The following is a 17,168-nucleotide window of genomic DNA, read 5'->3' on the forward strand; positions in this document are numbered from 1 at the left end:
AAGATTGCTCGCGTATGCATTTTGCTTGGTCAGACGCTCTTGTGATATTTTTCTATTTCGGGATTGTTCTCTATTCCGGTTATAAAGCGGACCATAAAAGTTCCGAATCCAAGGAATTCTTTCTCGCGAACAGATCTCTTTCTTGGATTCCACTCTCTCTTTCCATCGTAGCGACGGAAACCTCTGCATTAACCTTCCTTTCTGTTCCAGGAATTGCTTACTCAGGCAATTTCACATTCTTACAAGTTGTATTCGGGTATATCCTAGGTAGGACAGTTGTCGCCTTAGTTCTCATCCCCCTTACCTATCATCATAATTTTCTCTCTGTTTATGAATGGGTTGGAACTCGTTTTGGTAGAAGATCCCAAAAAACAATGTCTGGTCTTTTTTCAGTAACTCGGATCTTAGGAGATGGGGTTCGTTTATATGCGTCTACATTACCGGTCGCAATGTTATTGGAAATAGGACTGCAAAAGATCCTACCTTACTCTCCGAGCCAGTATTCGATCGGAGTTTCGACATTACTCATCGTAAGTATCATAACAGTATTGTATACGATGCAGGGCGGCTTTAGATCCGTTGTTTGGGTGGATACTCTGCAATATTTTATCTATATATTCGGAGGAGGATTCGCACTCTTCTTACTCTTCCAAACAAGCAGCGATCCAGGTGCGATCCTGTCTTCTGCATGGTCCCAGAGCAAACTGAAGTTTTTAGAATGGGAGAATTCTTCTGCGACTTACTTTTTACCCTGGGCTGTTCTTGGTGGAGCTCTCTTAAGTTTAGGGACTCACGGTGCGGACCAAATGTTCATCCAAAGATCTTTGGCGGCAAGGAACATAAAAGATGCACAAAAAGCAATGATCGGATCCGGGATTGCAGTGTTCCTACAAATGATCCTATTCTTAGCGATCGGAACATTCTTATTCTATCGTTTTAATGGACAAACGATAGCACAAGACAAGGTATTTTCCAAATTTTTAATAGAAGAAGTGCCTGCACCTTTCTTAGGATTACTTCTTTCTGCAGTGCTTGCTTCTACAATGTCCACTTTGTCTAGCTCTATTAATTCATTATCTCTGACGGCAAAGGCGGATTTCGGCTGGTCTTTAGGAGGACAAAAAAGTTCTTCCTTCTTCTTTGGGATCTTATTATTCTTAAGTTCCTTCTTCTTCTTTTCTTTGCCTGAAAATTATACGAAAGGGCTTTTAGAATTAGGACTGAAAATTTCCTCTTTTACGGTGGGGTCCATGGTCGCGGTCTTTTTGACGGAAGTGATCCCATTCTTGAGAAAGAAAATTACTGTTTCCGATCTAGGACTTTCTCTTTCTTTAGCCGGTTCGATCTTGATAACTGGAATTACAGGGACTCTCAAAAACTATAATTTCACAGTTCTAGTTCCGCTCGGAATGTCCTTATTCTGGACTCTTTCTATTTTAGCAGCGCAATTGTTTCCTAAGAAACAATCGAATCCATAAAGGAAGTTAGAATTGCCTGGAATTCTTTCGCCTTAGTAAAATGGATATAATGATCTCCACCTGGGATCGTTTCGAATTTTGCATTCGGAAAATATTTGGAAGCGATCTCAATGTCTGTTGGATGGAAATATTCCGAATCTCCTCCGATCACGAATAATGTTTTTCCAGGATAGGTCTTGTTAGGATCATTAAACTCTGATTGAAATACACGTTTAGATCTTTCAATCGCTTCTACATTCAGCTTCCAACGATATTTCCCATCTTCCATTCTATCCAAATTCATCAGAAGAAAATTACGTATGAATGGATTCGGAACGAACTGAGACGCAACAGAATCGATTTCCTGCCTATTCTTAAAACTAGAAAGATCCGTATGAAAAACTGCAAGCTCCCCTTCATACTTGAACTCATAATCTCTGGGAGAAATATCTTGGATGATAAGATCGGAAACCAGATCCGGATATTTTAAAGCGAATGTCATCGCAACAAGTCCACCCATGGAATGGCCTAGTAAGATCACTTTTTCGAGACCATGATCGTCCAAAAATTCTTTTACATCTTCTGCCATCAGGCTTAAAGAATGATCGGGAGAATGAGGAGAGTCTCCGTGATTTCTTAGATCCAAAGTATAAACTTTAGAATAAGAGCTTAAAAAATCGGAAACAGTGACCCAGTTTTTGGAGGAACCGAATAAACCGTGTAAAATTATGATGGGAGTTGTAAGACTTGAACCTTCTTTTGCCGGATGCTCTTTAAAAAAAAGTTTCACTTCTTTAAACATTCCTCTTCGATTACTCTCAGTTTAGAGTAGAATTTTTTGCCGTACCTTGCAGGCAATTCTTGGACCTTACTTCTAAAACTTTTGAGCTGAGGTTCTTTTTGAAGTTTTGTATCACAAACCAAGGTCTCTCTGTCTTTAGAAAAGGAAAGAAGTCGTTTTTCTAGATGAGTGGAGAAGATAGGAGCATAATTTCCATTCGGCTGTAAAAGAAGATATTTCAATCTTCGATTTTCTTCATCTTGTAAAACACAGATCGGATCCTTTCCACAACGAACTTCCGGTGTATATTTTACGGCCAAGTATGCAGAAAAATCACCGGGTTTAGAATCCGGATACGCTTCTGCAATCTTCCAAAAACTTTCCGGCCTTACCTTAAGTTTAGAACCTTCTGGGCTATTTGTCAAATTTTCGGACCATATTCCAGTTTTAGAATATACCCCTACTTCGCTCGGATTGTTTTTCAGTACGTCTTCTAATTTTTGACGGGATTTAGATCTGTATTCAGGAGACTGTAGGACTTCCAAATACCTTTGTAGGACCACAAGTCTTCTCACTTTCAAGAATAGATACTCATTCCCTTGAAAAATAGGCCCTTCTTCTATTTTGGTTAAGTAAGTAAAAACGGATTCCAATTCATTCGGCCCGGAATCCTGATACAAAAGTTTTTCAATTGCTTTCGTAATAACGGGGTAACTTCCTTTACTTCCCATTTTAAAAAGAGAACGGGAATCCACCCAGCCTGTAAGCCCGTCGCGATCCGTTAGAAGTTGGAACTTTGAATCTGCTTCTTTTTGATTTTCAGAAGAGAGGATCTCTCCGAAAGGCAGTCTCTTTAGCACTTCCGATTTTTTTTCCGGAAATAGATAGAGTTCTACTCCCGGATCCAAAACGATGAACTGCTTTTTCTCCTGAGAGAAAACCGGCTGGATACAGAACCCTAATAGTAAGAAGGTTACCAGCCGGCGTAAAATCATCGGATTATAGGGAGAAATCCCTTACCATGTCGGAAATTCTAGAGACACCTTTTTTGATGTCTTCTTCGCCCATTGCATAGGACAATCGAAGAGCATAATCGTCTCCAAATGCAATCCCCGGAACCGCAGCAACTTTGTACTTATCCAAAAGATGAGCGCAGAATAATTTGCTCTTGCTTGTCTCTGAACTTGCAGCTTGGAGCTTTTTAAAACCGTCAGTCTCGTAAGCTCCAGTCAGGTATGGGAACACATAAAACGCACCTTGTGGAACATTTACTTCCACACCCGGGATCGCATTTAAAAGTCCTACGATCAAATCTCTTCTTTTCTGGAATGCTTGGGCCATTACCTTCACACATTCCTGGTCCCCAGTCAAAGCAGCTTCAGCAGCGGCCTGAGAGATAGAAGAAGGATTGGAAGTAGACTGACTTTGGATCGTATCCATATTTCGGATGATCTCTAATGGACCAGCGCCATAACCGATCCTCCATCCAGTCATAGAATATGCCTTAGAAACTCCGTTTGTTACGAAAGTAAGTTCCTTTAACTCAGGAGAGAGCATCGCAATATTCGAAAATTGGAATCCGTCAAACACGATACTTTCGTAAATATCATCGCTTAAGACCATGATCTTATGTTTTAAGATCACTTCAGCAAGCGCTTCCAATTCCTTTCTGGTATAGGCTGAACCTGTAGGATTAGAAGGTGAATTGATCACAACAACCTTAGTTTTAGGAGTAATCGCTTTTTCTAATTGATCAGGAGAAATACGGAACTGCTGCTCTTTTGTTGTAGGAACAATGACCGCTTTTCCTTCTGCTAAACGAACGATATCCGCATAGCTTACCCAGTAAGGAGCCGGGATAATCACTTCGTCCCCAGGATTTAAGGTTGCAAGGAAGAAGTTATAGATTACCTGCTTTCCACCTGTTCCTACAATGATCTGGTTTCTGGAATATTCCAGTCCGTTATCTCGTTTGAATTTGGTTATGATTGCGTCGCGAAGTTCTACCGTTCCGGAGACTGCAGTGTATCTGGTTTGTCCCTTATCGATCGCTTTTTTAGCCGCTTCTTTAATATGAGTCGGTGTTTCGAAATCAGGCTCACCTGCTCCGAAACTTACAATGTCTTCGCCTTTCTTTTTTAATTCTGCCGCCTTAGCGCTGATTGCTAGGGTGGGTGAAGGCTCGATCACATCCAGCCTTCTCGCGTTCCATTCCATTTGGTCCTCTCTTTTTGTTTTAAGCTCCGACTTTTTCTTCCAGAGATTCTCTGAATTGGTCTAGAGTATATATTTCGTATTCGTATCCTTGCTCTGTAAGGAAAAGTTGTCTGTTCTGACCGAATCTTTCTTCGTTCGTATCTCTCGAGATCAAAGAATAGAAAACCGCAGTGTTGTCCTCTCCTTTCGGCCTCAGAATTCGACCCAAACGCTGAGCCTCTTCCTGACGAGAACCGAAGGTTCCGGAAACCTGGATTGCGATATTCGCATCCGGTAAGTCAATGGAGAAGTTTGCAACCTTACTTACTACCAAAGATTTGATCCGACCCGATCTGAAGGCATCGTACAATTCCTGTCTTTCTCCCAAAGGAGTTTTTCCTGTAATTAAAGGAATTTTGAAAGTTTTAGAGATTTCTTCCAACTGATTGATATATTGCCCAATCACGAGTAGATGAGACTCTGAGTGCTTCTTCATGATCATTCCGATCGCTTTTAGCTTTTCAGGGTTTTCAGAAGCCAGACGGAACTTTTCACGATCGTCAGCGATAGAATATCTCATTCGGAGATCGTCTTCCATGGAAACTCGGATCTCTTTACATTTCGCTTCCGCGATCCAGGATTTACTTTCCAGTTCCTTCCAAGGAACATCGTATTTTTTAGGTCCGATCAAACTAAATACGTCTTCTTCTAACCCGTCTTCTCGGACTAGAGTTGCCGTAAGTCCAAGTCTTCTTTTTGCCTGCAATTCGGAGGTCATTCTGAATACAGGTGCAGGAAGTAAGTGAACCTCGTCATACACGATGAGTCCCCAGTTATTCGCACTGAATAGATGGAAGTGGGTGAAGTCTCCTCCCTTCTTCTTTCTGTGGGTGAGAATATTATAAGTAGCGATTGTGATCGGTTTGATCTCTTTTACTTCGCCTGAGTATTCGCCAATATCCGATTCAGGGATATCTGTTTTGTCTAAAATTTCGTTTTTCCACTGACGAATAGAGAGTGTGTTTGTGACTAGGATCAGGGTTTCTGCTCCTACGATCTGCATCACACCGATCCCTACGATCGTTTTCCCAGCACCGCAAGGAAGAACGACCACTCCGGAACCACCTTCGTTTCCTCCACCTGCGTGGAACACTTCCACAGAGGCGCGTTGGTAATCCCTCATTCCGAATTTTCTTCCGGACTTGGTTGTAGGTCTTAAATTGAATCCGTATTTGTTTCCTTCATCATAACCGGCTAAGTCCTCTACTGGGAAACCGATCTTGATGAGAGCTTGTTTAATATGACCACGGAATTCTTTTTTGATATAGATCTTCTCGTTTTCCGTTTTCTCTATATAAGGTTGAACGGCTCTATGATTAGAAATCTCTTGTAAAAATCCTTTTTCGTTAGAGATGATACAAAGATCGCCGTTCTCTTCTTTTACTAGTTTAACTTTTCCGTAGCGTCCGATCTGTTCTTTGATCTCATTTACTACGTTTTTTGGAACAGAGTATCTGGAATATTTTTCTAAACATTCTACGATCTCGTCCGCGCTCATCTTAATGGATGCTGCGTTCCAAAGAGAAAGTGGAGAAATTCTGTACGTATGCAAATACTCCGGACTTTTTTCCAATTCCGCGAATTTGGATACGACTAGCTGGCAGGCTTCGAATTCAGGATTATCCACCTCTAAAAGCATTGTCTTATCACTTTGAACGATTAACGGTTTACTCATTTGGATGCGGAACTCCCCTAAAACTTAGACTGAAAATGACCCCTTCCTTGTCAAGAAGAAAGCGATTATAAGGCCGAATCATGCAGATCTCACCAAAATTCTGAATTCTCCGAACGTTTCAGAATGTCCTTTTAGCTCTTTCAGATCCTGTCCGGACAATAATGCATTACCTGGAGCACTACAAGGTTCGACAGCGATCGCAGAATGATCTGGTTTCGTATAAATTTGATAATAATTTAATGGAATTTGTCCTTCTTCAGGAGGAGGACTTAAAATGGTAACGGAGTATTTATTTTTTAGATTCTCGAGTACTACTCTAGGTTCCTTTCCATAAAATAAATGATCTAGTTTCGGAATACTTTCTCCGTCTAGAACGGATTGGATCGAGTTGGAAATAAACGGTTGGATCGGAACTAGGTTCTCGTTCAATTCCAGATTTTTATCCAGGTAAAGACTTAATTTCCAATCTTCTTCCTTCTTTCCTAGATCCAAATAAGGATGATATCCATATGCAAAACGGATCGAATCGGATCTTAGATTATTAAATTTAGTCTTCACTGTCAGAAGAGTCCCGGATAAAGTTTCTTCGATTGAATATTCTTCTCTGATCGCAATTCCTGAAAGTGCAGAATCTCTCCAGGAATCCGGAAAGATCACTCTAAACTCTGCTCCTTTTCCGTCCTGTCTCAGTTTCAGAAGTTTTCTTTCTAATGAGTGCACAAGACCATGAACGGGAAATTCATTCGAGTCTCTGATAGGTTCGCTTGCTTCCCATTTTTTTCCACCAATAAGGAACTCCGGAGAAGCATGACGATTCACCCATGGGAACATGAGAAAATTACCGGATTCGAATATACTTATTTTTTTATCATAAGGAAAGATAATCGGGAACGTTTCTCTAGTCGTTGGATGCGTCCAGTCCCAGGAAATCCATTGGGTCCCGTCGGTCAAAAAACGAGAGTTCTCCGTCCGAAATTCATACATTGCGGGAAAGAGGTTGGGAAAACTAGCCTGAGAGGGAAAGTAAAAAACGGATCTAGGACTTTTTTTTGAAGGAATACCTGCATGGAAAGGAATTGAAGCGATACCCGGCCTTCCCAATATGGACCGGAGGCTTGTAGATGAAATTCCTTCCCTATAAATCCGTTCTTTTTACAATATCATTCTTATTCTTTAGCAATTGTTTATTCCTTTCCTTTCCAAATCAGACTTCTCCAATTCCAAAGGAAAAATTAGTCACAGGATCTTCTACAGAAGGTCTAGATAAAATATTACTGATTCCGATCGAGGGAGAAATTTCGGATAAAAAATCTTCCGGAAGTTTTTTAAGCGGAGATAAGGACAGTATCGTAAGTAGGATCAAAACATATCTTTCCATGGCGGAAAAAGATCCTGCAATCAAAGCTGTGATCTTAAAGATCGATTCTCCGGGCGGCTCAGTAACTGCAAGTGATCTGATCCATCATGAAATTTTGGAATTCAAAAAAAGGAAGAATGTTCCGGTTCTCTCTCTGTTCATGGATACCGCTGCCTCCGGTGCATATTATTTGAGTATGGCGACCGATCATATCCAAGCTCATCCAACAACGATCACCGGTTCCATCGGAGTTCTTAGATTCGGGATCAATGCAAAGGAAGCTCTGGATAAATTAGGGATCAAGAGTAGCACAATCCGTTCCGGTCCAAACAAGGCGACTGGAAACCCTGTGGAAGAATTCACTCCTGAACAAAAGAAAGTTTTCCAAGATATCATTATGGAAAACTACGAGAGATTCTTGAGTATCATCAAAAAAGGAAGACCTAAGATAAAAGAATCCGAACTCAGAAAACTCGCGGACGGTAGAATTTATTCTGCAAACCAAGCGTTGGAAAACGGGCTCATAGATTCCATCGGTTATTTTGAGGACGCGGTCGTTCAGGTCACAAAACTTCCAGGTTATAAACCAAGTTCAGGCCAAGCTCCTAAGATCGTTTTCTATTCTTATAAAGGACCGACTCCGGAAAATTTCTACCAAATAGACAGTGATACTTCTACTGGGCCAACTCTACTCGAGTCCTTATTGCCGTTTAGAATTTCTCCGGATCATAAGATCCATTATCTATTTTCACCGGAATAAGGTTATTTCAAAAGAATTCAAAAATGCTTTTTAATTCCCTTCCCTTTATAGGCTTATTCTCTTTTACGTTTTTATTGTATTGGCTTCTTCCTCAAAAAGGAAGAAAACCATTACTTTTAATCTCCTCTTTACTATTCTACGGATATTCAGGCGCCGCTTTCTCTATCCATTTCTTGCTAGTGATCGGGGTGAATTTTTATTTTTCCCTCAAACTTTGGGAAAAGAAAAGAGAAGGTAAATCCACTTCCAGACTTCTCATCTGGATCATCGTTCTGAACTTCGTAAACCTGGCATTCTTCAAGTATTTCTATTTCTTCTTGGATAGTTTGGACTTCTTTACAAACTCTCTTAAGTTTTCGGAATTCGGAAAAGGGTTCCATATCCCGCTTCCTCTTGCGATCAGCTTTTACACATTCCAACTTGTTGCATTACAAGTGGATATTCATAGGGATCATGTTCCGGAAAGAATTTCAGCCTTAGATTATTTTCTGTTTATCTTATTCTTCCCTCAATTGATCGCAGGACCGATCATGAGGACTACGGATTTTCTTCCTAAACTAGATAAACCTGCGATCGATTTCAATCGTGTTCAATGGGGAGTCTTTCTAATTCTTTCGGGTTTGTTTAAGAAGGTTGTGATCGCTGATAATATTTCCGGGATAATCTCCGGAATTTATCAACACCCTGGAGAATATAATTTCTTCAGTTTGTATCTGGTCACTTTCGGATTTGCGAGTCAGGTATATTGTGATTTCAGCGGATATACGGATATCGCGAGAGGTTCCGCTTATCTATTAGGATATGAGATCCCTGAAAACTTTAGAGGACCTTTCCTCTCTCCTACGTTTAGAGAATTCTGGGGACGTTGGCATGTTACCTTATCCACTTGGTTAAAGGATTATCTATATATTCCTCTGGGAGGAAGTAGAGGCGGTTTCTGGAGAACCCAAGGAAATTCCATGATCACCATGACCTTAGGAGGTTTATGGCATGGGGCAAACTTCGGTTATATATTATGGGGAGCTTATTTAGGTCTGATCCTTGGCATCGAAAGATTCTTCTCCGGAGATCCCAAAAAAGAAGTAGAGCCTAGAGGTTGGAAACGATTCTGGAAAGTTGCACTCATCGTACATCTATTTGCCATCTCCGGGATATTCTTTAGGACGGGAGTCGCAGGAAAAGATTCTCTACGACTTGCTGGAGAATATTTTGGCGGTTTCCTAAACTTCATCGGAGGAAAAGCTCTTCTTAGATGGGAAGAATTAGCAGTCTTTATTATTCTAACATTCTTCTGGAATGCGGTTCAATATTACCCACGTATTAGAGAAAAGATCCAACTTCGTTTTAGATGGTTATTGCCTGCCTTCTCCATTATAATACTCTTATTAATGGGTATTTTTGGGGACGGAGGTGGAGAATTTATTTACTTCCAATTTTAAGAGTCTGAGCTAAAAGTTTTAGGCTCTTGAAGCATCGTTTTAGAAACTATTGGAATATTTCCGTTTGCCTTTCGGGAGCCATTAAGGGAATCTGGAGGTCTGATCCTGAAAGAAACTTGCAAATAATGTAATTTTCTTTCAGACGCGGAACTCCTATTATGAAAAGTAAACTAAGGACTTTTGGGATACTCATTCTCTTTTTATCCTTTGTTTACTGTTTTCCTCCTTCCTGGATCCGCCATTTACCGGAGCAACCCGAATCTTCTTCCGATACTTTTCTAAAAGGCAGATACGCAAAAAAACTGCCTCCCTTCTCTCCTCTTACATCCACCTCTTATAAAGAAAACCAATCCGAAATCTTACATTTTTCCGATCTTAAAAAATCTTTCCAAAAGACCTACTTAAGGGAGATCGAAGAAAAAGGAACCGTTCGTCGTATTCGTATAGATGGATCCGGGACTTATGAGTCTAGAGGAAATTGGTTATTACTCTTAACTGAGAAGATCAGAAAAGAAGAATCCGTTTGGAAAGACGGAAAACAAATCTCCGAAACCGAAATAAATTCTCTCGAATCTTCTCACAAACTATTGTATCATTACGATTCTTCGAACGATACTTTGATCCCGATGATCTATGAATCAGGTTATAGGGAAAAACCCTTCGGTGTAGTAGAAGGAACAAAAAAACCATATGAGGAAGACGAACTATTTCGGATCTCTCGTAGGAATTATTCCAAGAAGGAATACCAAGGCCATGCCTATTATAAGGTAAAATGAGAAGTTCTACAACACTCAAACAATATATAAAGGACGCCTGGCCGGTATTGATCGTCCTGAATTTTTCCATTTTGGGTTGTTTGGGGATCGGTTTAAAATTTTACACTCCTCCGGTTAAAGTGCCGATCGTTCTACTCCTCGTCTGTTGTTTTACCCTATTCATTAATTTCTCAGCTTTCGTTCTATTTATCACTGAAAGAATTCTTCCTAAAGAACAGGAATTCGGAAAGATCATCAAACGATTCAGAAGAGGAGACAGTAGGATGCAAAACTACGTTCTTCCTTTGGACTATGTAGATGAGAACTACGAGATCCGCGGAAGATGTATGACCTATAATCCGATCGGTGGGGACTTCTATAATTTTCTAAAAGACCAAAACGGGAATTATTGGATGGGGATCGGAGATACTTCCGGTCATGGTTATGTGGCTGGTCTATTCAGTTTGATGATCATGCACCAGATGAGCCACCTTGTTCATAAATCCGAAACACCTCATGAGATCATAGATCAAATGATAGAACATTTGGAAGAAAGAAGTGCAACCTATCCTCATATTCATAGAAGTTTATATGCTACTTTTCTATTAATGAAGGCAGACAGAAAAGGAAATTTTTTACATTCAGGGATCCATCCTAGTTTGGTCCTATACAGTAGTAAGGAAAATACTACAACTGTTCTTAGCACCGACGGGAAATTCCTTTCTACTGTGATGAACTCTCCCTTAAAAAAAGCAAAACCTTCCCAGAGTTTTAAGATGGAGAAGGATGATATACTTTTCTGTTTTACGGACGGCCTTTTTGAACAAAAAAACAAAAGTATTGGCGGATACTATGGAGAGAACCTCTACAAATTCTTAGAAACTGCCCCCAAAAAAAATATACGTAAACTCATAGATGATCTGTTTACAGACGTAGTCAAACATACCGGCGGTAGGATCCAAGACGACATGAGTCTACTTGTGATCAGAAAATTTTAGGCCGAGAATTTCATCTTGAACAAACCGTATTCTTCCCTGAATCTGTAAGAATGGACCAAGAATACTGGATATCTAGACTTACAGGGACACTTGTCTGGAATGAAAGAGATATCCGAAAGATCCTAAGAGTAGTCACCGATTCCACCTTAGTCACAGGCATGACGGAAGAAGAGACATTGGACTTCCTACAATACGGTTGCGATTCGGAAATCGAATCCTTAAAACATACGTATGATTGGACCGCTTTCAAAAAACAACTCATCTCTAAACTTTCTAAACGAGAAACAAAGGCACCGGGTCTTTCCGTTTTAGCTCCTGATTTAGTAGAAGAAGATTATTAATCCCTTGGTTTAAATAGGCAGAGATGATCTATTTCGAAGGGGAAAATTATCATTTTTTCTTTTGTAATCCGGACTCTGTCGCAAGAGTATCTTCCAAAATTTCTCCCTTTTACGATTTCCCTTTATCAACGATAGAAGAACTTCCTCATCTTTATTCAGAACCTTCTATTATTCCGAAATTTCTATACGAAATGGAATACGATCGAAGAGTGATTCCGAGTTCCGCGATCCAAACACCGCCCTATTTACGTTTCGAAAATGGTGCCCTCTATTCTGAAGAGTCCAAATTCCCTAAAGAATCCTCTGAGATACATGAAGGGAATGAATACCAGATCAAATCCAATCCTTATAGGACCTTAGCCAATCTCCCGGTTCTAATCCAAAGAGAAAATAGACTCACACAGATCGGACCAACTGTGAACGGAAAATTTTCACTTTTTAGAACTCTGAGAAGGAGAATGTTTTCCACAAAATATCTTTCTCTAAGGGATATAGTGAATCCAGAATTGGATGAAGAAGCAGTCATTCAAAAGATAGAAGAACTATATTTCGATCCTGAAAGTAAAACCTACCTGTTCCGTTTGGTAAAGATCTTATATGCAGGAACTCCAAGAGAAGAACAACAATTGGTATCGAATCTTTTCACTTTTGAAATAGAATTCGCGAAATTTCTACGTGATAGGATCTTTTCTATCGAGATCCTTCCTTTAATTCATGGTCCTTTTTTAAATTCTATTTTAAACAAATTGGATGAAAGGATCCTAAAATTTTCAGTTCCAAAACTTTCTCCTCCGGTCCGCAAAATGGTAGAAAGGAACGTTTCCAAAAACAAATGGAAACAGATCTTGGATGGTCCTTCTAAGAAACCTGAACCCGGAGAGTCCTTTCCTGAAATCGTAGAAAAGGAAATATTCAGACGATTTTCCAGAAGGATCTATTATGAAGAAGGAAATTTCTCCGTCTATAAAACTTCCGAAGAAGAAGATAGCCTGAAAATTGAAGTAAAGTTTGAAGGGATCTCTGGAGAAAAATTTAATCTAAATCGAACTCGGAACGAAATAGAATTATATTCCGTTACTTCGGATAAAATCTTATTTAGAGTCCTGAAATATATGGAAGTGATTCGAATGGATATCTATCTTTCTAAAAAAGAAAAAGATACATACGAATTTTTCAAAATTTCACCCGATTCTATTTTAGAAATCCCGAAATATGATCAGGCAAAATTAATCGTAGGAGCAGGCATTAGCTCCGAAAGAAAACCTTTGGAATTTAGCCTGCTCTCTTTTTCTTATTAGTTTAGGATTCTGTGGAAAGTATTCTTTTGACCGAATTTTTCCAAACCCGAATTTCTTTCTCTCTTAAACTTCCTACCAATTTAGGAGTAAATTCCTTACTCGTCTTTTGGTTCTTTTTCAGATCGTTTACGGAAGAATAAAATCCTCTCTCCAATCCCGCTAAGTATGCAGCGCCTAAGACGGTAGTATCTAGGTTAGAAGGCCTTACGATCTTTTTACCCAGAATATCCGCTTGGTATTGCATGAGCCAATTATTAGCGGTTGCTCCCCCATCCACTTTTAGGACTTTCAATTTGGAACCTGTATCATTCTCCATAGCTTCCACAAGTTCATAAGATTGTAATGCAATCGATTTTAAGGCAGCTCTAGTGATCTGCTCTTGGGTAGTGTCACGAGTTAATCCTAAAATAGCACCTCTAGCATTCATATCCCAGTAAGGAGCACCGAGACCCGAGAACGCAGGAACAAATACCACCTCATCTTCTTTGGTCACAGAAGAGGCCATTTTTTCTGAAAGTTTGGATTCTTTAAAAAATCTTAAATTATCTCGTAGATACTGGATAACCGCTCCACCTATAAAGATAGAACCTTCTAAACAATAGACTGTTTTTCCTTCCGGCCCGCATGCAAGTGTAGTGATCAGATTATTTTTAGAGATCTGGAGCTTATTTCCAGTATTGAACAGTAAGAAACATCCGGTTCCGTATGTGTTCTTTGCCTCTCCAGGCTCAGTGCATAATTGTCCGAAAAGTGCACCTTGTTGGTCTCCGACTAGAGAAGAGATCGGTATCCCATCCGAAAGTCCTTTTACACCTTCCGTTCTTCCGAATAGACTACTGGAATTATGGGTCTCAGGTAGGATCGCTTCCGGTATTTGCAGGATTTTTAATAATTCCTTATCCCATTCTTTCTTTTCAATGTTGAAGATGAGAGTTCTACTTGCATTGGTGTGATCCGTTTTATGTGATTTACCTGCTGTCAAACGATACAATAAATACGTATCAATCGTTCCGAATAATACCTTCCCTTTCTCCGCTCTTGCTCGAACCCCTTTTACATTATCCAAGATCCAACGAATCTTGGTCCCGCTAAAGTAGGCATCTACTACGAGTCCTGTCTTTCTTCTGAATGTAGGCTCTAAACCTTCTTTCTTGAGACCGGAACAAAAGTCGGATGTCCTACGACATTGCCAAACAATCGCATTATAAACCGGAGCCCCGGTATCCTTATCAAATAATACAGTAGTTTCTCTTTGGTTTGTGATCCCGATCGCGACCGCTTTTTCAGGTTTTAATTTTCCGTTACGGATCGCTTTTAAGATCAATTTTTCTGTCTTTGCCCAGATCTCTTCAGGGTCATGTTCTACCCAGCCCGGTTTCGGAAAATATTGTTTAAACTCGGAATAGGCGCTTGAGATCACCGTTCCGGATTTACTAAAACAAAAAGTACGTATACCGGTGGTGCCGGCATCGATCCCGATTATATATTCGCTCATCCGATTTCTCCCTGATCGACTAGCTTAAAGATTAAATTTGGATTTCCAGACCTTCTCTGGCCATGATGATCTCTAATTGGTTATCCGGATCAAACATTTCTTTGTATTTGATCGCTCGCAAATAGACTGCGTCCAATTTTTCATCATCATAAGAAGGATCATGGTGGAACATGACTAATTTTTTAACATTCGCTCTAAGAGCAATATCTGTGGCCATAGAAGCAGTGCTATGCCCCCAGTCGATCTTCTGCAAAGATTCTTCAAATGTATATTGAGTATCGAAGACGAGCACATCGGCTCCTCTGAAATAATTCAGATAGTCCTCTATATTCTCCATCTCATCCAGATTGAACTCTGCATCTGACGCGAAGATAAGTGCCTTACCGTCTTCTTCAAAACGATAGGAAAAACTTCCTCCAGGGTGTCGAACCGCCTTGGAAATCGCAGTCACTGAATCCGTGACTCGGAAGGCTCTTCCCTCCGGAACATGACGAAATACTTTTTCTGCCTGGAACCCGTCGAATGCGACAGGGAAATGAGTGAAATTATGTTGGTATCTAAGTCTTTCTTCCAAGTTCTCTACTGAACTTACGAATTCGAATTTATTTCCAGGAGTATAAAGAGGAACGAAGAAAGGAATTCCTTGGATATGATCCCAATGAGTATGGGTGAAGATCCAAACTGCCTTCCCTTTTCCGGAAGCGTAACCTTCGTGAAGGATTGAGTTCCCCAATTCTCGAAGACCTGTACCTCCGTCTATGATGACTAGTTTGTCTTCCTTATCTCTGATCTCGATACAGGTCGTATTTCCACCGTAGGTGCTCCAATTGGATAAAGCCAGAGAGTCTAAAAAATCCTCTATGGCCTCCGGACTTTGGAGATCAGACGGAGAAGCTAGGCTAAGAATTCTGAGAATCTTAGATCGAATCAGGTCACCCTGGACGGGGGAAGAAATGGAGCCCCGCACTCCCCAAAATTTGATCCGCATACAGTCTTAAATATCGTCCGAAACAGGTGGTTTTCGTAAGAAATTAGAGCACTCAGTTTTCCCGAATCCTTCCTTTTTGCGAGCTATTTCTTATTTTATTTGAAATAGATTTCGATCTATTTTCGTTCTAAAAAAGAGTTTACCTCCTCTTTGCCACAAATTAGTCTATTGGATCGGGTTCCCTTCCGGTTTGGAAATTTATTCTCAGTTTTCTTAAGGGATCCGTTGTTTTTTAGCCCCAGGATAGTCAGAGAAATAGAGAGTCGGAGCCACTCATTGGAAGGTTTTCAAACAGATGTATCCCTAGAACAAGGGTCTTGTATAGTCAAGATCCAGGGGAACGTAAGCCTAAAGAACGCATTCGCGTTAAAAGAACTCATCATTCGACAGTTTGACGAGGGGCATAAGGATATCATACTCGATTTCGAGGGAGATGTGTATCTTGATTCCTCTGGCATAGGTGCGATCTTCAATACCCAAAAATACGTCACAGAAAGACATGGTCATCTCAAACTTAGAAATTTGAGTAGAGATGTGATGACGATTTTAAGGATCGCGAACCTAGACAAACATCTGGACATTATCCAGTAAAAAGTATTTCTTCTAATTTCCATGCTGGAAGTTCTGAGAATTTACACAAACAGTCCCTTAAGAAATTTTTCCTATTTAGTTAGAGAACCAGAAACTGGTAAAACTTTATCCATCGATCCATTCGATCCGGATCAAATTTCGGAAATTCTAGAATCCAAATCCTGGAACCTAGATTATATTCTGAATACCCACGAACATCATGACCATACTTCCGGGAACGAAGGCCTGTTCCAAAAATACGGCTGCGAAGTTTTGGCTCATCCGGGTGGAATGAATAAGATTCCCCATGCAAAAAGAGCTCTCTTGGAAAAAGAAAGACTTTTGGAAAATCAATCCGGATCTTCTTATCTAGAAGTTCTCTATACGCCTGGGCATACTTTCGCTCATATATGTCTTTTACAAATGGAGAATGGGACGCCTGTTTCCGTTTTTACAGGAGATACGATCTTCAATTCAGGTGTCGGAAATTGCACAAGAGGTGGAGATCCTTCTACTCTATATGAAACTGTTCTGAAAGAATTCCAAACACTTCCGGGTTCCGTTCGTCTCTATCCGGGTCATGATTATATGAAAAATAATCTTAGATTCAGCCTTTCTATTGATCCGAAAAATGAAGCAGCAAGTAAGGCATTGGCTAAAGTGGAAGGTTTGAAAGATGATGTGGAATTTTGGACCACCAATTTTTCGGAAGAAAGAACATTTAATCCGTTCTTCCTAATATTCGATCCGAAAGAAAATTTAATCTCCGGGATCCGGAATAAATCCGGAAGTCCCACTCTTCCTTCAGATCCAAAAACTCTCTTTATTTCTTTACGTTCCCTCAGAGACAAATGGTGATCCCTGAAATAAGGCCCTCTTTCAGATTTATTTCTCCGAAATGAAAGGCAGATCGATCTAATATTTTGTGGATCAGGAAAACAAAGAGTTTAAAATTCCGAATTTGTTCATAGTTTTCTCAAAAGAATTCTTTTCCAATA

16 protein-coding genes are annotated in these 17,168 nt (G+C 40.1%); 9 read left to right on the plus strand and 7 right to left on the minus strand.

The features are described from left to right. Window positions 1–14: 14 nt before the first annotated feature. Window positions 15–1,478, plus strand: a complete 1,464-nt coding sequence (locus EHQ64_RS15955; RefSeq protein WP_135650798.1) for a sodium:solute symporter family transporter — start codon at window positions 15–17, stop codon at window positions 1,476–1,478. Here the strand turns inward: EHQ64_RS15955 and EHQ64_RS15960 are convergent. From EHQ64_RS15960 to EHQ64_RS15980, 5 genes are all read right to left on the minus strand, one after another. Then, window positions 1,456–2,259, minus strand: a complete 804-nt coding sequence (locus tag EHQ64_RS15960; RefSeq protein ID WP_135650799.1) for an alpha/beta fold hydrolase — start codon at window positions 2,257–2,259, stop codon at window positions 1,456–1,458. The two genes, EHQ64_RS15955 and EHQ64_RS15960, sit on opposite strands and share 23 nt — an antisense overlap. Continuing rightward, on the minus strand, window positions 2,244–3,233 hold the full coding sequence (locus tag EHQ64_RS15965) for an SH3 domain-containing protein (RefSeq protein ID WP_135650800.1): 990 nt from the start codon (window positions 3,231–3,233) through the stop codon (window positions 2,244–2,246). Before EHQ64_RS15965 ends, EHQ64_RS15960 begins: the two co-directional genes overlap by 16 nt. A gap of 4 nt (window positions 3,234–3,237) precedes the next feature. Further along, complete coding sequence (locus EHQ64_RS15970) at window positions 3,238–4,455, minus strand: pyridoxal phosphate-dependent aminotransferase (RefSeq protein ID WP_135650801.1); 1,218 nt, start codon at window positions 4,453–4,455, stop codon at window positions 3,238–3,240. Window positions 4,456–4,474: 19 nt separating this feature from the next. After that, window positions 4,475–6,169 (minus strand): DNA repair helicase XPB, encoded by a 1,695-nt coding sequence (locus EHQ64_RS15975; protein WP_135650802.1) that lies wholly within the window; start codon window positions 6,167–6,169, stop codon window positions 4,475–4,477. Between the two features lie 78 nt (window positions 6,170–6,247). After that, complete coding sequence (locus tag EHQ64_RS15980) at window positions 6,248–7,120, minus strand: aldose epimerase family protein (RefSeq protein WP_135650803.1); 873 nt, start codon at window positions 7,118–7,120, stop codon at window positions 6,248–6,250. 170 nt (window positions 7,121–7,290) lie between these two features. On the opposite strand from EHQ64_RS15980, the gene sppA reads away from it, so the two are divergent. From sppA to EHQ64_RS16010, 6 genes are all read left to right on the plus strand, one after another. Next, a complete protein-coding gene (sppA, locus tag EHQ64_RS15985; protein WP_135650804.1) occupies window positions 7,291–8,286 on the plus strand; it encodes a signal peptide peptidase SppA in 996 nt (331 codons plus the stop codon). Between the two features lie 23 nt (window positions 8,287–8,309). Further along, complete coding sequence (locus tag EHQ64_RS15990) at window positions 8,310–9,725, plus strand: MBOAT family O-acyltransferase (protein WP_135650805.1); 1,416 nt, start codon at window positions 8,310–8,312, stop codon at window positions 9,723–9,725. A 158-nt stretch (window positions 9,726–9,883) separates the two neighbouring features. Continuing rightward, a complete protein-coding gene (locus EHQ64_RS15995; RefSeq protein ID WP_135650806.1) occupies window positions 9,884–10,501 on the plus strand; it encodes a hypothetical protein in 618 nt (205 codons plus the stop codon). After that, the gene (locus tag EHQ64_RS16000) at window positions 10,498–11,478 is read left to right on the plus strand and encodes a PP2C family protein-serine/threonine phosphatase (RefSeq protein ID WP_135650807.1); all 981 of its coding nucleotides are present in this window, start codon (window positions 10,498–10,500) and stop codon (window positions 11,476–11,478) included. The genes EHQ64_RS15995 and EHQ64_RS16000 overlap by 4 nt, the downstream gene beginning before the upstream one ends. Before the next feature lie 50 nt (window positions 11,479–11,528). Further along, window positions 11,529–11,819 carry a hypothetical protein gene (locus tag EHQ64_RS16005; protein WP_135650808.1) on the plus strand — a complete coding sequence of 97 codons (291 nt, stop codon included), beginning with the start codon at window positions 11,529–11,531 and terminating at the stop codon, window positions 11,817–11,819. 23 nt (window positions 11,820–11,842) lie between these two features. Beyond that, entirely contained in the window at window positions 11,843–13,117 is a 1,275-nt protein-coding gene (locus EHQ64_RS16010) for a hypothetical protein (protein WP_135650809.1), read from the plus strand. Between the two features lies 1 nt (window position 13,118). On the opposite strand, the gene glpK is transcribed toward EHQ64_RS16010, so the two are convergent. Then, the gene (glpK, locus tag EHQ64_RS16015) at window positions 13,119–14,612 is read right to left on the minus strand and encodes a glycerol kinase GlpK (protein WP_135650810.1); all 1,494 of its coding nucleotides are present in this window, start codon (window positions 14,610–14,612) and stop codon (window positions 13,119–13,121) included. Window positions 14,613–14,643: 31 nt separating this feature from the next. Then, the gene (locus tag EHQ64_RS16020; RefSeq protein WP_135650811.1) at window positions 14,644–15,600 is read right to left on the minus strand and encodes an MBL fold metallo-hydrolase; all 957 of its coding nucleotides are present in this window, start codon (window positions 15,598–15,600) and stop codon (window positions 14,644–14,646) included. Window positions 15,601–15,876: 276 nt separating this feature from the next. Between EHQ64_RS16020 and EHQ64_RS16025 the strand changes: the two genes are divergently transcribed. After that, window positions 15,877–16,191 carry an STAS domain-containing protein gene (locus EHQ64_RS16025; RefSeq protein ID WP_135650812.1) on the plus strand — a complete coding sequence of 105 codons (315 nt, stop codon included), beginning with the start codon at window positions 15,877–15,879 and terminating at the stop codon, window positions 16,189–16,191. Between the two features lie 21 nt (window positions 16,192–16,212). After that, window positions 16,213–17,028 carry a hydroxyacylglutathione hydrolase family protein gene (locus EHQ64_RS16030; protein WP_135650813.1) on the plus strand — a complete coding sequence of 272 codons (816 nt, stop codon included), beginning with the start codon at window positions 16,213–16,215 and terminating at the stop codon, window positions 17,026–17,028. Window positions 17,029–17,168 lie beyond the last annotated feature (140 nt).

Origin of the sequence: Leptospira sarikeiensis (assembly GCF_004769615.1) — a bacterium.
GTDB classification, from domain to species: Bacteria; Spirochaetota; Leptospiria; order Leptospirales; family Leptospiraceae; genus Leptospira_B; species Leptospira_B sarikeiensis.

Excerpts from the sequence above, each read along its gene's own strand:
- EHQ64_RS15955 (WP_135650798.1), top strand. The coding sequence starts at position 15 with ATGCATTTTGCTTGGTCAGACGCTCTTGTGATATTTTTCTATTTCGGG.
- EHQ64_RS15960 (WP_135650799.1), bottom strand. The coding sequence starts at position 2,259 with ATGTTTAAAGAAGTGAAACTTTTTTTTAAAGAGCATCCGGCAAAAGAA.
- EHQ64_RS15965 (WP_135650800.1), bottom strand. The coding sequence starts at position 3,233 with ATGATTTTACGCCGGCTGGTAACCTTCTTACTATTAGGGTTCTGTATC.
- EHQ64_RS15970 (WP_135650801.1), bottom strand. The coding sequence starts at position 4,455 with ATGGAATGGAACGCGAGAAGGCTGGATGTGATCGAGCCTTCACCCACC.
- EHQ64_RS15975 (WP_135650802.1), bottom strand. The coding sequence starts at position 6,169 with ATGAGTAAACCGTTAATCGTTCAAAGTGATAAGACAATGCTTTTAGAG.
- sppA (WP_135650804.1), top strand. The coding sequence starts at position 7,291 with ATGAAATTCCTTCCCTATAAATCCGTTCTTTTTACAATATCATTCTTA.
- EHQ64_RS15990 (WP_135650805.1), top strand. The coding sequence starts at position 8,310 with ATGCTTTTTAATTCCCTTCCCTTTATAGGCTTATTCTCTTTTACGTTT.
- EHQ64_RS15995 (WP_135650806.1), top strand. The coding sequence starts at position 9,884 with ATGAAAAGTAAACTAAGGACTTTTGGGATACTCATTCTCTTTTTATCC.
- EHQ64_RS16000 (WP_135650807.1), top strand. The coding sequence starts at position 10,498 with ATGAGAAGTTCTACAACACTCAAACAATATATAAAGGACGCCTGGCCG.
- EHQ64_RS16005 (WP_135650808.1), top strand. The coding sequence starts at position 11,529 with ATGGACCAAGAATACTGGATATCTAGACTTACAGGGACACTTGTCTGG.
- EHQ64_RS16010 (WP_135650809.1), top strand. The coding sequence starts at position 11,843 with ATGATCTATTTCGAAGGGGAAAATTATCATTTTTTCTTTTGTAATCCG.
- glpK (WP_135650810.1), bottom strand. The coding sequence starts at position 14,612 with ATGAGCGAATATATAATCGGGATCGATGCCGGCACCACCGGTATACGT.
- EHQ64_RS16020 (WP_135650811.1), bottom strand. The coding sequence starts at position 15,600 with ATGCGGATCAAATTTTGGGGAGTGCGGGGCTCCATTTCTTCCCCCGTC.
- EHQ64_RS16030 (WP_135650813.1), top strand. The coding sequence starts at position 16,213 with ATGCTGGAAGTTCTGAGAATTTACACAAACAGTCCCTTAAGAAATTTT.